The sequence below is a fragment of the Bacillus velezensis genome, assembly GCF_001461825.1.
Lineage (GTDB): Bacteria > Bacillota > Bacilli > Bacillales > Bacillaceae > Bacillus > Bacillus velezensis.
The window spans coordinates 793,538-806,224 of record NZ_LLZC01000019.1 but is presented as its reverse complement, the minus strand read 5'-3'; the positions used below and the strand labels follow the sequence as shown (position 1 = coordinate 806,224).

The following is a 12,687-nucleotide window of genomic DNA, read 5'->3' as shown; positions in this document are numbered from 1 at the left end:
TCAGCCATCCTTAGAAATAAAATCCGGAAAATCAGTTACAATGCCGTCAACTGCCATCATTTGCAGCTTTTGGGCCGTCTTTTGATTTCTGACCGTCCAGGCAAACACTTTCAGGCCGTGTCTGTGAGCGGTGGAAATCAAGAACCGATTCAGGCGGGTATATTTAATATTGACATAATGTACGGCTGATTTGTAGGCGGCCAGCTGGCTTTTGGAAAACATCCCGAAGCTGGGTCTTGCAATAATTGCAGTCGGAACGGACGGATACATGTCGTGAAAGGTCTGAATCGACTTGAGGCTGAATGATTGAACGATAGGGTGGATGGAAAAGGAAAACCTGCTTAACAGCTGGCCGACTGCTTTTTCAAGACCGACTTGAGAAACGTGCCCTTTCAGTTCAATTAAAAATCCGATTTTAGAATGATAACGCTTCAAGACCTCTTCGAGCAGGGGAATCCGCTCCCCTTTAAACTCAGCCCCATACCAGCTGCCGGCGTCCAGAGACTGCAGCTTCTTCAGCGTAAAATCTTTTACAAAACCGGAGCCGTCCGTCGTCCGGTCGACTTTGTCATCATGGATGACGACAATCTGGCCGTCTTTTGTGAGCTGGACGTCAAGCTCAATGAAATCAGCGTTCATTTCGGCAGCGATATCAAATGCCGCAAATGTATTTTCGGGCGCGTAACCGGATGCGCCGCGATGAGCGATGGTATACAAGCTTGTCAGCTCCCCTCATGGGCATTTCTGTTATTATATCAGATTCGTATATGCACAGCGATTCAAACTGGTGAATGTGCGAAACAGTATTTTTTTGGAATAAAGATAGTGCTTTTTTCGGTTTACAATCCGCAGTGATGATTTATAATGGCAAAAAGGAGGCGAGATCATGGGAAAAGGGAGATTGAAAGTGGAAGAAAGAATTAAGGCCGAAACCGATGCTGAAATCCAAAAAGCGACTCTCCTGAAACAGACACAATCAAAGAAGAAATAGTGCCTGACCCTGTTGTATCTGGCTGAAAGATGAACGAATGTGTGAAAACCCCGGCTGTGCTCTGATGCCGGGGTTTTTCAGGCTGCCTAAAGACATTAAAAGAAGCTGATGTCCGAATGTTTTAGTATAATAGATTTTCGACAAGACAAAGGAGCATGCCATGATGACACAATTTCAGAGCTTTTTTACGCTTGACCATATTTCGCAGATCAGTATCAGCATCGGAATTTTAGCGGCTTTTCTCGTTTTGAGAAAACTGTTTGTCAAATACTTTTTTCAGCTCGTTTACAAATTGGCGAACAAGCCGAAAACCGACATATTCAAACAGATTGCCGTAGCGTTTGACAAGCCGGCCAGATGGTTTTTCGTGGCGCTGGGTCTGTTTTTGGCGATTGAGTATTCGCCGTTTTTAGACGGGCAGATGGACATTGTCAAAAAATTGTACCGCTCTCTGATCGTTGCGCTGATCGCCTGGGGGCTTTGCAATCTGACATCGGCGTCTTCGTTTTTATTTCATAAAGTCAATCAGCGCTTTGAGCTTGATATGGATGACATTTTGGCGCCGTTTTTATCCAAGGTGCTGCGCTTTGTCATTCTCGCGCTCAGCGTCAGTGTGATCGCGCAGGAATTCAATTATGATGTAAACGGGTTCGTGGCCGGACTCGGACTTGGCGGATTGGCCTTCGCGCTCGCGGCTAAAGATACGATCAGCAATTTTTTCGGCGGCATTATCATCATTACGGAAAAGCCGTTTACGATCGGCGACTGGGTCGAGACGTCATCTGTAACGGGGGGCGTTGAAGATATCACATTCCGAAGCACAAGGTTCCGGACGGCGCAGGGGGCGCTTGTTACCGTGCCCAATTCAACGCTGTCCATGGAAGCCATCACAAACTGGACGAGGATGACGAAGCGCCAGGTCACGTTTTCCGTTCGTGTTTCTTATGCGACGCCGATTGATCGTTTAGAGCGGTGCATCACAAGGCTCAGAGAAATGCTTCGTGAACATGAAGGCGTGCATGATGATACGATTATGGTTAACTTTGACGTGTTTGCGGACAGCTATTATAATCTGTTTTTCAACTTTTACACAAAGACCATCGTCTGGGCGGAAAGCCTGGACGTGCGGCAGGATATCAACCGCCGAATTATTGATATTTTTGCTGAGGAAGGCGTGGAGTTCGCCTATCCGGGCCAGAATGTATTCGTAAAACAGAAGAGCCACGATGATCCGGTTCATGTGAAGGATCATTCCGGAGAAAAAGAACGGGCATAACAGGCGCCGTTCTTTTTTCATGATATGATAAAAAGAAAAGGCGGTGGAAGAGTGGAAGCGTTTATGACATTGATCAATCAGGCGGAACGTATCGTGGTGCTGACGGGAGCGGGAATGAGCACGGAATCCGGCATTCCTGATTTTCGTTCGGCGGGCGGTATATGGACCGAAGACACCTCCAGAATGGAAGCGATGAGCAGGGAATACTTTGAACGCCGTCCGCGTGAATTCTGGCCTAAATTCAAACAGCTCTTTCAGATGAAAATGAGCGGAGGCTATGAGCCGAATGCCGGCCATACGTATTTGGCGGATCTTGAAAAGCGGGGAAAGCAGGTAGACATTTTCACGCAGAATATTGACGGGCTGCATAAGAAAGCGGGAAGCAGCAGTGTCTATGAGCTTCACGGTTCAATTCAGACCGCCGCATGCCCCCGCTGCGGAGCGCGCTACGGGCTTTCTCATCTGCTGAAGGACGAAGTGCCGGAATGTACGGCGGAAATCGGTGATCATGCGGTATGCGGCACCGTATTAAAAACGGATGTCGTGCTGTTCGGCGATCTCGTTCAGCATTTTGAAACCCTTTATGAAAAGCTTGATAAAGCTGATCTTCTTCTTGTGATCGGCACTTCGCTTGAAGTGGCGCCGGCAAGGTTTGTCCCTGAGGATGCGGGCCGGATTCCCGGTTTGAAGCAGGTGATCATTAACCTTGAGCCGACATATTGCGACCATTTATTTGATCTTGTCATCCATGAGAAGATCGGTGAATTTGCAAAACGGATCAGCGCCGCGACATAAAAAAGCCGGATCATATACAGATCCGGCTTTTCTTATTCATGGACGGGAATCATTTGATCCGTCAGAACATCAAAGGAGTAGCCCTGGGCTTTCAGTTTTTGGATCAGGCTAGGCAAAGCGTGCACCGTCGCAGGCAGATCGTGCATTAAAATGACATGCGGCCTGCTCGTATGAACGCTTTCCAAATATGCGAGCTGATTCAATACTTCTGGCACGTACCGTGCGTTTTTGTACTTCCAGTCTTCACTGTCTATCGTCCAGTCCCAGTACACGAATCCGCCTTTTTCGAGATTCTTAATCTGGGCAGCCGTCAATGACGGTTTACTGCCGTAAGGCGTGCGGACAAGATCCGTTTTTACTCCGGTGATTGCCTCGAGCGTATCGCGTCCCTGCTGCATTTCGTTCAGCGGTGATGTCGGTGTTTGATAAAACAGGTGATTATCGTGCGTCACGCCGTGCAGGCCGAGCGCGATTCCTTCCTGCTTCGCTCTTTGCACGGAATGCTTATAGGCTTTCATCCGCGGTTCAAGCATAAAAAAAGTGGCCTTTGCGCCATTTGCCTTCAATACATTCAACAGCTGTTCAGTATATGGAGACGGCCCGTCGTCGAAGGTTAAATATACCGTTTTTTTCCCTGGGTCACGCTCTTTCTGCAAATGTTTCATTAAGACGTCGGGAGAATCATTTTTCAGCCGCAGGCTTTCTGCTTCATCCCGAAGCTGCCCGTTTGCGGTCACGGTGACCTGTTTGTTTTTTGCGGCGGAAGCGGAATATCCCATTATGACGATTACCAGAAGCAGTCCGCACAAAACTGCTAAACTCGTAAGTTTAAAAGCCAATGAAAACAGAGAAGGGGAAGCACCTTCTTTTGTGTTGCGCATAACAATCTCTCCAGTAGCATAAGTTTCTGCATAATGCCGATAACAGCGGAGGCTTGCGAAGTGCCATAAGTTAACAGCATATGTATGTCGAATCAAGTATACAGGAACAAAACTGGAAAAGACATAGAAAAGATGTCGAATAATAAGATTTTAAGAAAAAAATAAACTCCGCAGCCGGCTCGTTCAGTATGATAGAATAGTTGACAATAACAGCTGAGAATGTACATCACGGCAGATAACGATTAGGAGGGTTTACATGAAGACATTAGTAAACGGCCAGTTGATTGATCGTGAAGAAGCGGCAGTTGATATTGAGGACCGCGGATATCAATTCGGTGACGGTGTGTATGAGGTCATCAGAGTGTATAACGGCGCCTTATTCGGTCTGCGTGAGCATATCGTCCGTCTTTTCAGAAGCGCCGCAGAAATCGGCATCACCCTGCCGTTCTCCGCAGAGGACATAGAATGGGATCTGCAAAAGCTCGTACAGGAAAACAAACTCATTGACGGCGGGGTCTATATACAGACGACGAGAGGGAAGGCGCCGCGGAAGCACCAGTATGACGAAGGATTGGAACCGCAGACGACGGCATACACCTTTTCAGTGAAAAAACCGGAAAATGAACAAAAAGCCGGAGCGCAGGCCATAACGGCGGAAGACAAACGCTGGCTGAGGTGTGACATTAAGAGTCTGAATTTACTGTATAATGTGATGATTAAACAAAAAGCCTATGAAGCAGGCGCTTATGAAGCGGTGCTGATAAGGGACGGAGCGGTTACGGAAGGAACCTCTTCCAATGTATACGCCGTCATAAACGGCACTGTCCGGACGCATCCTGCAAATGAGCTGATTTTAAACGGCATTACGCGGATGAAACTGTTAGAGCTGATGAAAGAAAACGGGATTGAGGTGCGGGAGAAGGCTCTTACCGAAGACGAACTCAGGGATGCGGATGAAATTTTCATCTCGTCAACGACGGCTGAATTAATCCCGATCGTAACCCTTGACGGAAAACCGGTCGGAAGCGGCGCGCCGGGACCTGTAGCCAAAACGATTCAGGAGGCTTTTCAGTCGCACATTCAGCAGGAGCTCGGCGTTCAGTCATAAGCTGAAAAAAAGGCCGGAACACATCCGGCCTTTTTGCTTCAGTCAGATAAAAAGAGATTCGATATGCTGAACGAGCACACGGGAGATCTTCTCTTTTGAAAGACGATCAGGTTCAAGCATGGCATGCAGCGCCAATCCGTCGGCGATGGCGTACATTTTCTCCGCTTCGATCTCTTTATCAAGATTCGGTTTCAGAAGCTTATTTTCATCCAGCCAGTCAATCAGGCCGCGGATATATGCCAAGATCCCGTCCTGCTGGGGATGAAACTCTTCTCCCTTATGTCTGGCATAAGCTGTGAAAGCGAACCATACCTCCATTTCAGCCATCGTTTCTTCATCTGTCGGGATGATTTCAAGCATCAGACGCACCGCTTTTTCTTTCGGCGGCAGATCTTTCATGGCAACTTCGTTAATTCTGGCGGCCGCTTTTTCTTTTACGAGTGTCATCGCATACCCTAAAAGCTCATCCTGTGTGGTGAAATAGTGCCTCAGCGCGCCTAAAGAAAGACCCGCTTCCTGGGCGATGTTTCTCACTGTCGCTCCTTCCATTCCCCGCTCCAAAATCGTCCGCCAAGTGGCTTCGGCTATTTGTTTTCTTCTTTTTTCATGATCGATTATTTTAGGCATGGTTCCAGTGTAACAGGAAATATTTTTTCTTGCAATTTTGTAATACAGTTGTATTAAATAAAAAGCAGTGATACAATGCATTTTAGAAAACGATAAGGGGGAACCGGATTGAACGCGATTGCTTGGTTGATTGTCATTTGTGAGGCTGCGTTTTGGGCGGCTGTCATCTTCGGATTGGCGGCGCGCTATATATTCAGGCGGCAAAAGCTCGGAATGTTTTTTTTCGCTCTCATTCCTTTATTGGATGCCGTACTGTTTCTGGCGGCCGCAGCTGATTTATACAGAGGGGCGGCGGCGACTATGGCGCATGCGGTGGCGGCCATTTATATCGGAGTGTCTGTCGCCTTCGGGAAAAGCATGATTCAATGGGCGGATGAGCGGTTCCGCTATTATGTGGTCAAGGAAGGGGCAAAACCGGTCAAGCGGTACGGACTGGATTATGCCAAACATTATGCAAAAGGGTGGGGGAGACATGTATTAGCGTTTGTCATCGGCGGCGTTCTTTTAGCCGGAACGGTATTTCTCATTCAGGACGCTTCCCGCACCGAAGCGCTCAGCGTACTGTTAAAGGGCTGGTCTGTCGTATTGTGCATCGATTTTTTGATCATGGCGAGTTTTTTTGTGATGCCGAAAAAAAGAAGAAACAGCCGGGAGCTGTAAAAAAAGCAGCTTTTGATTAAGCTGCTTTACAGAAAGAATTATTTTACGATCAGCACGGGAATATCGGATTTCGATGACAGTTTTTCACTGACGCTTCCGAATAAAAGTTTTTTCAGCCTGTTCTGGTCCCGGCTCCCCATGACGATCAAATCCGCCGATATACGGTCGGCATGCTCGATAATGGCATCAGCGGGATCACCTTCTAAAATGTCGATATCCCCGTCAATCTGGCTGTCGTTCATCAGCATTCTCGCTTCCGCAACGATTTCTTCCGTACGGTCTTCATAAATCATCGGATCAGGGGAGATTCTTTCCGCCTGGAGCGGGTCAGGAACGCTTGCAATCCCGCCGCCGATATACGTTGCCCCGGCTCCCGGCCTCGGGGGATCAACAATCGTCCGGGTATCTTTTGCATTGTGGGAATGTACGACCGTTAAATCCGCGTGAAACGTTTTTGAAAGGTCTATGGCTTTTTGGAGCGCTTTTTTACTATCATCACTTCCGTCAAAAGCTGCTATCAACCGGTCCGCGTGAAACATCGGCCTCATCCTTTCAGTAAAAAAGGTTTGTTTTACAATACCCGTATGGCAGAAATGTAAAACCTGCATTGACAAAAAAAGGATTTGTTTATATGATGAAGGAACAATATAGGGAAAAAGGAGGTATGGATCATGTCAAAACTAAAGCTTGTCAACTCATCTTCAGCTGAATACCGGCGTGACTCCCATACAGCTTCCGTTTTCTGAACATTTGCTTAAAAACGGGGCAGTCGCGCATAAACGGCGGGTCTGTACCTTATTTATAATAATAAGAGGCATGGAGCTGAGGCTTCATGTCTTTTTTTATACAAAAAAATGAAAGAAAGACAGGTGTGATGCATGTGGCGGTATTAGCGAAAACAATGAAAAACAATCCGGAAAAGCTTGAGGGCGGCTGATTGATGAAAGGGGATGACGGTATTTGTTTACTGTATTAAAAAAGCTCGCGTGGTTTTTTAGAGCCTATTGGCTGCGCTATACGACAGCGATTGTTCTGTTATTGATTGTGAATGTCATTGAAATGTTTCCGCCTAAACTTCTTGGTAACGCGATAGACGATATGAAGGCGGGTGTGTTTACAAAAAGCGGGATGCTGTTTTACATATGTGTTTTTCTCGCATTAACGGCAGCCGTCTATTTACTGTCTTATTTTTGGATGTATCAGCTTTTCGGCGGGGCGAATGTCATGGAGAAGATTCTCCGTTCAAAGCTGATGGGAAGGCTTCTTCAAATGTCACCGCCGTTTTACGAGAAATACAGAACGGGCGATTTAATGGCGCGGGGGACAAATGACTTGCAGGCCGTCAGTATGACGACGGGCTTCGGGGTCTTAACGCTCATTGATTCGACGATGTATATGCTGACGATATTTTTGACAATGGGGCTTCTCATCAGCTGGAAGCTGACATTTGCCGCGATTATTCCGCTGCCGATAATGGCGGCTGCGGTCAGCCTGTACGGAAAAAAGATCCATGAGCGGTTTACGGAAGCGCAGGATGCTTTCGGATCATTAAATGACAAGGTGCTGGAGTCAGTATCCGGCGTCCGGGTCATCCGGGCATTCGTGCAGGAAAAAAATGATGTCAGCCGGTTCGGTGATATGACGGCGGATGTATATGAGAAAAATATGAAAGTGGCGTTTATCGATTCACTTTTTGAACCGACTGTGAAACTTCTCGTCGGCCTCAGCTATCTCATCGGTCTCGGCTACGGCGCTTATCTCGTTTTTCAAAACCGGCTGACGCTGGGAGAGCTGGTATCGTTTAACGTGTACCTCGGAATGATGATCTGGCCGATGTTTGCGATCGGAGAATTAATCAATATCATGCAGCGCGGAAATGCCTCCTTGGATCGTGTCAATGAGACGCTTTCCTATGAGCCTGACGTGACAGGACCCAAGCACCCCGCCGGCATCAAGGAGCCCGGGCGTCTTGCTTTTGAACATGTGACTTTCACATATCCGATCGGAGCTGGACCGGCGGTTTCCGATGTGTCATTTTCCGTTGAGAAAGGGCAGACACTCGGCATCGTCGGGAAGACGGGAAGCGGAAAGACGACGATCATTAAGCAGCTGTTGCGTGAATATCCGCCCGGTGCGGGAGCAATCACGTTTACAGGCGTTCCGATTCAGGAGATTCCGCTTGAGGAGCTCCGCGGGTGGATCGGCTATGTGCCGCAGGATCATATTTTATTTTCAAAGACTGTAAAAGAGAATCTGCTTTACGGACGGCAGGATGCAAACGAAGAGGAAATCGGCAGCGCGCTGAAAGATGCGCATTTTGAAAACGATATCGGCATGCTTTCCGACGGGCTTGAGACGCTTGTCGGCGAGAAGGGCGTAGCGCTCTCTGGCGGACAAAAGCAGCGCATCTCAATTGCGAGAGCGCTTTTGACCGATCCGGACATTCTCATATTAGATGATTCGCTATCTGCCGTAGACGCGAAAACGGAAGCCGCCATCATTGACAGCATCCGTAAAAAACGGCGGCATAAAACAACGATTATCACCACCCACCGGCTCTCGGCAGTTGAACACGCAGATCTCATTCTCGTCATGGATGAAGGCCGGGTATCTGAAAGAGGCACGCACCGGGAGCTATTGGCGCAGAACGGCTGGTATCGAAAACAATATGAGAGGCAGCAGCTGTCCTCTCTTGAAGAAGGGGGGACGGGCGCATGAAGACCGGGAGAAGATTATGGAATTACGCGCTTCAATATAAGAAGCTGCTGATATGGGCGGTCGTCCTGCTCATCATTGCGGTCGGCACTGAGCTGACCGGCCCGTTTATCGGAAAAAAAATGATTGACGACCACATTCTCGGCATTGAAAAAACATGGGTTAAAGCCTCTGCGGACGATCCGGGCGCCGTCAGGTTCCGGGGGCATGATTATGTCAGGGAGGACCGGCTCAAACCGGGGGCGGACAAAACCGGAGAGGCGCACATTTATCAAGTCGGTGCGGGCTACTATTTTGTTGACCGTCCCGTCAGTTTTGACGGAAACCGTTCGGTGTCTGACGGCCGGCTGACAATATCAAACGGTAAAGAAAGCAGGTCATATCCCGCCATTACGTTATCAAGACAGGAGATTTTTCAATTTTACCGTCCCGAAATAAAAGGATTGCTGACGCTGACCGCCATTTACGCGGGACTGCTCATGTTTTCCGTATGTTTTCATTACGGCCAGCATTATCTGCTGCAGATGGGAGCGAACCGGATCATACAGCGCATGAGGCAGGATGTATTTTCACACATTCAGAAAATGCCGATCCGCTACTTTGATAATCTGCCTGCCGGAAAAGTCGTGGCCCGCATTACGAATGACACAGAAGCGGTCAGGGATTTATATGTAACGGTGCTGTCGACATTTATCACAAGCGGCGTTTATATGCTCGGCATTTTTACGGCGCTGTTTATGCTTGACGTCAGGCTGGCCGCCGTTTGCCTGCTGATTATCCCGATTTTAATGGTCTGGTCGGTTGTGTACCGCAAATACGCATCCGTCTTCAACCAAAAAATCCGTTCCATTAACAGTGACATCAATGCGAAAATGAACGAATCCATTCAAGGAATGCCGATTATTCAGGCGTTCCGCCGAGAGAAGGAAACGATGAAGGAATTTGAAGAATTGAATGAATCTCATTTCCGCTACAAAAACAAAATGCTGTCCTTAAATTCTCTCATGTCCCACAGTCTTGTCAATGTGTTGCGCAATCTGGCGTTTGTCGGGCTGATATGGTATTTCGGAGGCGCGAGTCTGAGTGCGGCCGGTATTGTTTCGATCGGCGTTTTATATGCATTTGTTGATTATTTAAACCGTTTATTCCAGCCGGTTACGGGAATTGTCAACCAATTTTCGAAGCTTGAATTGGCCCGTGTCTCTGCCGCCAGGGTATTCGAGCTTTTACAGGAGGAGGAAACGGAAGAAGAAGGCGCTCCCGCAGACAGAAAGGCGAAAGGAACTGTGGAATTCCGCGATGTTTCTTTTGGATATCGAAAGGGAGAAGAGGTGCTGAAACACATCAGCTTTACAGCTGAAAAAGGGGAGACGGTCGCCCTCGTCGGCCATACGGGGTCCGGCAAAAGCTCCATCCTGAATCTTCTGTTCCGTTTTTATGATGCTCAAAAAGGGGATATTCTGCTGGATGGTCAGAGCATATACGGCATGTCGAGGCAGGAGCTGAGGTCGCATATGGGCATTGTGCTGCAAGACCCGTATCTTTTCTCGGGCACGATCGGCTCCAATGTGACACTCGATGATCAGCGTATTTCTTTGGAGCAGGCGGAAGAAGCGCTTCGCCAAGTCGGCGCCGCAAGTCTTCTGAAATCTCTGCCAAAGGGCATCAGAGAGCCCGTTACTGAAAAAGGCGGCACACTGTCCTCAGGCCAGCGTCAGCTGATTTCTTTTGCAAGAGCGCTTGTGTTTGATCCGGCCATTTTAATTTTGGATGAGGCGACGGCGCACATTGACACCGAAACAGAAGCAGTCATTCAAAAAGCGCTGCAAGTCGTTCAAGAAGGGCGTACGACATTTATTATCGCCCATCGGCTTTCCACGATCAGACACGCAGACCAGATTCTCGTGCTGGAAAAGGGCCGCATCATTGAAAAGGGAAGCCATGACGAATTAATGGCGCAAAAGGGGCAGTACCATCAAATGTATGAATTGCAGAAAGGAACGGCGAAGTCCGCGGTGTAATCGGAAAGGGTGAATCTAAAGATTCGCCCTTTTTTTCATTCAGTAAGCCAGTCCCACCCGTTTTCTGACAAACTGCGGGCTGATCAGCTCACGGTACAGAAAATGCGCCGTGTCTCCGACGGTGATTTCAGCGCCGTCTTCAGGAAGGCGATCTTGTTCGAACCGGTAAACTCCGGCAGCATCTCCGTCAGGAAGATAGGTGGGACAGATGATCGTCCAGTCAAGATCCTCTGCCAGCAGCATCTCGTATACGCGGGCGTGTTCTTTTGCGGCTCTTGTTGATTTTCGTTTTGATTCTGCCGATTCAAAACGGTATTGATCAGGCATAAGCCGTGATTGAAGGATACCCGCGGTGCCGATCGTAATCAGACGCTGAACATGATGCCGTTTCATGCCGTCTATGATATGGGTCATAGCGGCTGAAAGGGTATCGTCACCGTCCGTGCCGAGACAGCTCACGACTGTGTCCGCTTTGGAAATCAATCGGCTTACATCTTCCCGCCGCCTCGCATTCCCTGTTATGATATGTTTTTCAGGAATGGGAAGGACTGTTCCGGCTGATCTGACAAGAGCGAATATCTCCATGTGTCCATGTTTCTGCGCTTCTTTTATAAAAGCCTGTCCGACTCTTCCCGTTGCTCCGAGTAAAGCGATGTTCATGTAAAAAACCTCCTCGCCGCTCATTATATCATTCAAAACAGCGGGGAAAAGAATACCTGTGAATAAACGGGAAATGGTGGGCAACATATTCATTGACCAAAGAGACACTTACGAACTGAAACAGCTCCCAATTGACTGAGGCAATGAATGACATGTTTTCCCTCCTTTTTTCCTAGGGTATGTGGAATAGGAAAAAAGGGTGACGGCATAAAAGAAGACGCGGTATCCCGCGCCTTCTGTAAGCCATTTATTGAGTTATTGTACGCCTTGGCCGCCCATGCTCTGCTGTGCGAAAGATACTAAACGTTTCGTGATTTCTCCTCCGACAGAACCGTTTGCACGAGAAGTTGTTTCTCCGCCAAGGTTTACGCCGAACTCAGAAGCAATTTCGTATTTCATTTGGTCGATTGCTTGAGCAGCGCCGGGTACTACGAGTTGGTTTGAAGAGTTGTTGTTTGCCATTTGTATGATCTCCTTTATAAAGTAGTATGGTTGGGTTTGCTGGAATTGCACCAGCCGATGATTTTCGGAATGAAAACCATTGCCAGCTCGGCTTCACCCAATGCTGTTTGCCGCTTTGTACTACGTATTATGGTAAAGCAAACGGCATCTCATTCGGAAAACGGTGTGGTAAATAGCGGAAGGAAAAAGAAAAGCCCAGCCTGGTGCGGCTGAGCTTTTAGCTTTCAGTCATATATGTGATAAAGCATTAATTCATGCAGCTCTTTTACGAGAGCCGGCTCTTCTTTTCCCGGATGTGTGTGTCCCCATTCAATGTCTCCGGACTTATGGTAAATCCCTTCGTAATGCGTACCCTGCCAGTAAAATGAAATCCGCCATCCGGGCAGTTTCTCTTTTTTGAATAACGGTTTCCAGCTGAAGTGCGAAATCATGACGTTCACGCTCCTTATGGGAAATGTTGATCTTGTTCATTGTAGCTCATCGTTCATTGC

Annotated in this window: 15 protein-coding genes; 7 read left to right on the top strand and 8 right to left on the bottom strand. The window is 48.1% G+C overall.

Features of this window, described 5'->3' with window-relative positions; translation table 11 throughout:
* Entirely contained in the window at positions 1-717 is a 717-nt protein-coding gene (locus AR442_RS14585; protein ID WP_014417304.1) for a glycerophosphodiester phosphodiesterase, read from the bottom strand.
* Positions 718-886: 169 nt separating this feature from the next.
* Between AR442_RS14585 and AR442_RS20360 the strand changes: the two genes are divergently transcribed.
* The 3 genes from AR442_RS20360 to AR442_RS14575 all read left to right on the top strand — a co-directional run bounded on the left by AR442_RS20360 (position 887) and on the right by AR442_RS14575 (position 3,062).
* A complete protein-coding gene (locus AR442_RS20360) occupies positions 887-991 on the top strand; it encodes a YhdX family protein (protein WP_003155299.1) in 105 nt (34 codons plus the stop codon).
* Positions 992-1,151: 160 nt separating this feature from the next.
* Positions 1,152-2,267, top strand: a complete 1,116-nt coding sequence (locus AR442_RS14580; RefSeq protein ID WP_014417305.1) for a mechanosensitive ion channel family protein — start codon at positions 1,152-1,154, stop codon at positions 2,265-2,267.
* A 63-nt stretch (positions 2,268-2,330) separates the two neighbouring features.
* Positions 2,331-3,062, top strand: coding sequence for an NAD-dependent protein deacylase (locus tag AR442_RS14575; RefSeq protein WP_370531147.1), 732 nt, complete (start codon positions 2,331-2,333; stop codon positions 3,060-3,062).
* A gap of 32 nt (positions 3,063-3,094) precedes the next feature.
* Here AR442_RS14575 and AR442_RS14570 read toward each other — a convergent pair whose 3' ends face one another.
* A complete protein-coding gene (locus AR442_RS14570) occupies positions 3,095-3,943 on the bottom strand; it encodes a polysaccharide deacetylase family protein (RefSeq protein ID WP_014417307.1) in 849 nt (282 codons plus the stop codon).
* 256 nt (positions 3,944-4,199) lie between these two features.
* Here AR442_RS14570 and dat point away from each other — a divergent pair, with 256 nt between their 5' ends.
* A complete protein-coding gene (dat, locus tag AR442_RS14565; RefSeq protein WP_014417308.1) occupies positions 4,200-5,051 on the top strand; it encodes a D-amino-acid transaminase in 852 nt (283 codons plus the stop codon).
* 42 nt (positions 5,052-5,093) lie between these two features.
* Here the strand turns inward: dat and AR442_RS14560 are convergent, their stop codons facing one another.
* Positions 5,094-5,678: a TetR/AcrR family transcriptional regulator gene (locus tag AR442_RS14560; RefSeq protein WP_014720932.1), complete on the bottom strand. Its 585-nt coding sequence runs from the start codon at positions 5,676-5,678 to the stop codon at positions 5,094-5,096.
* 108 nt (positions 5,679-5,786) lie between these two features.
* On the opposite strand from AR442_RS14560, the gene AR442_RS14555 reads away from it, so the two are divergent.
* A complete protein-coding gene (locus tag AR442_RS14555; protein ID WP_014417310.1) occupies positions 5,787-6,338 on the top strand; it encodes a hypothetical protein in 552 nt (183 codons plus the stop codon).
* Positions 6,339-6,376: 38 nt separating this feature from the next.
* Here AR442_RS14555 and AR442_RS14550 read toward each other — a convergent pair whose 3' ends face one another.
* Positions 6,377-6,877: a universal stress protein gene (locus tag AR442_RS14550; RefSeq protein WP_007409250.1), complete on the bottom strand. Its 501-nt coding sequence runs from the start codon at positions 6,875-6,877 to the stop codon at positions 6,377-6,379.
* A 421-nt stretch (positions 6,878-7,298) separates the two neighbouring features.
* Here AR442_RS14550 and bmrC point away from each other — a divergent pair, with 421 nt between their 5' ends.
* Positions 7,299-9,056, top strand: a complete 1,758-nt coding sequence (gene bmrC / locus AR442_RS14545) for a multidrug ABC transporter ATP-binding protein BmrC (protein WP_014417312.1) — start codon at positions 7,299-7,301, stop codon at positions 9,054-9,056.
* On the top strand, positions 9,053-11,074 hold the full coding sequence (gene bmrD / locus AR442_RS14540; RefSeq protein WP_014417313.1) for a multidrug resistance ABC transporter ATP-binding protein/permease BmrD: 2,022 nt from the start codon (positions 9,053-9,055) through the stop codon (positions 11,072-11,074). Before bmrC ends, bmrD begins: the two co-directional genes overlap by 4 nt.
* 39 nt (positions 11,075-11,113) lie before the next feature.
* Here bmrD and AR442_RS14535 read toward each other — a convergent pair whose 3' ends face one another.
* The 4 genes from AR442_RS14535 to AR442_RS14525 form a co-directional block, all read right to left on the bottom strand.
* Positions 11,114-11,734: an NAD(P)-dependent oxidoreductase gene (locus AR442_RS14535; protein WP_014417314.1), complete on the bottom strand. Its 621-nt coding sequence runs from the start codon at positions 11,732-11,734 to the stop codon at positions 11,114-11,116.
* A gap of 28 nt (positions 11,735-11,762) precedes the next feature.
* The gene (locus tag AR442_RS20880; protein ID WP_007610363.1) at positions 11,763-11,888 is read right to left on the bottom strand and encodes a hypothetical protein; all 126 of its coding nucleotides are present in this window, start codon (positions 11,886-11,888) and stop codon (positions 11,763-11,765) included.
* Between the two features lie 101 nt (positions 11,889-11,989).
* Complete coding sequence (locus AR442_RS14530; RefSeq protein ID WP_014417315.1) at positions 11,990-12,196, bottom strand: alpha/beta-type small acid-soluble spore protein; 207 nt, start codon at positions 12,194-12,196, stop codon at positions 11,990-11,992.
* Between the two features lie 224 nt (positions 12,197-12,420).
* Positions 12,421-12,636: a YheE family protein gene (locus tag AR442_RS14525; protein ID WP_012117190.1), complete on the bottom strand. Its 216-nt coding sequence runs from the start codon at positions 12,634-12,636 to the stop codon at positions 12,421-12,423.
* Between the last annotated feature and the right edge of the window lie 51 nt (positions 12,637-12,687).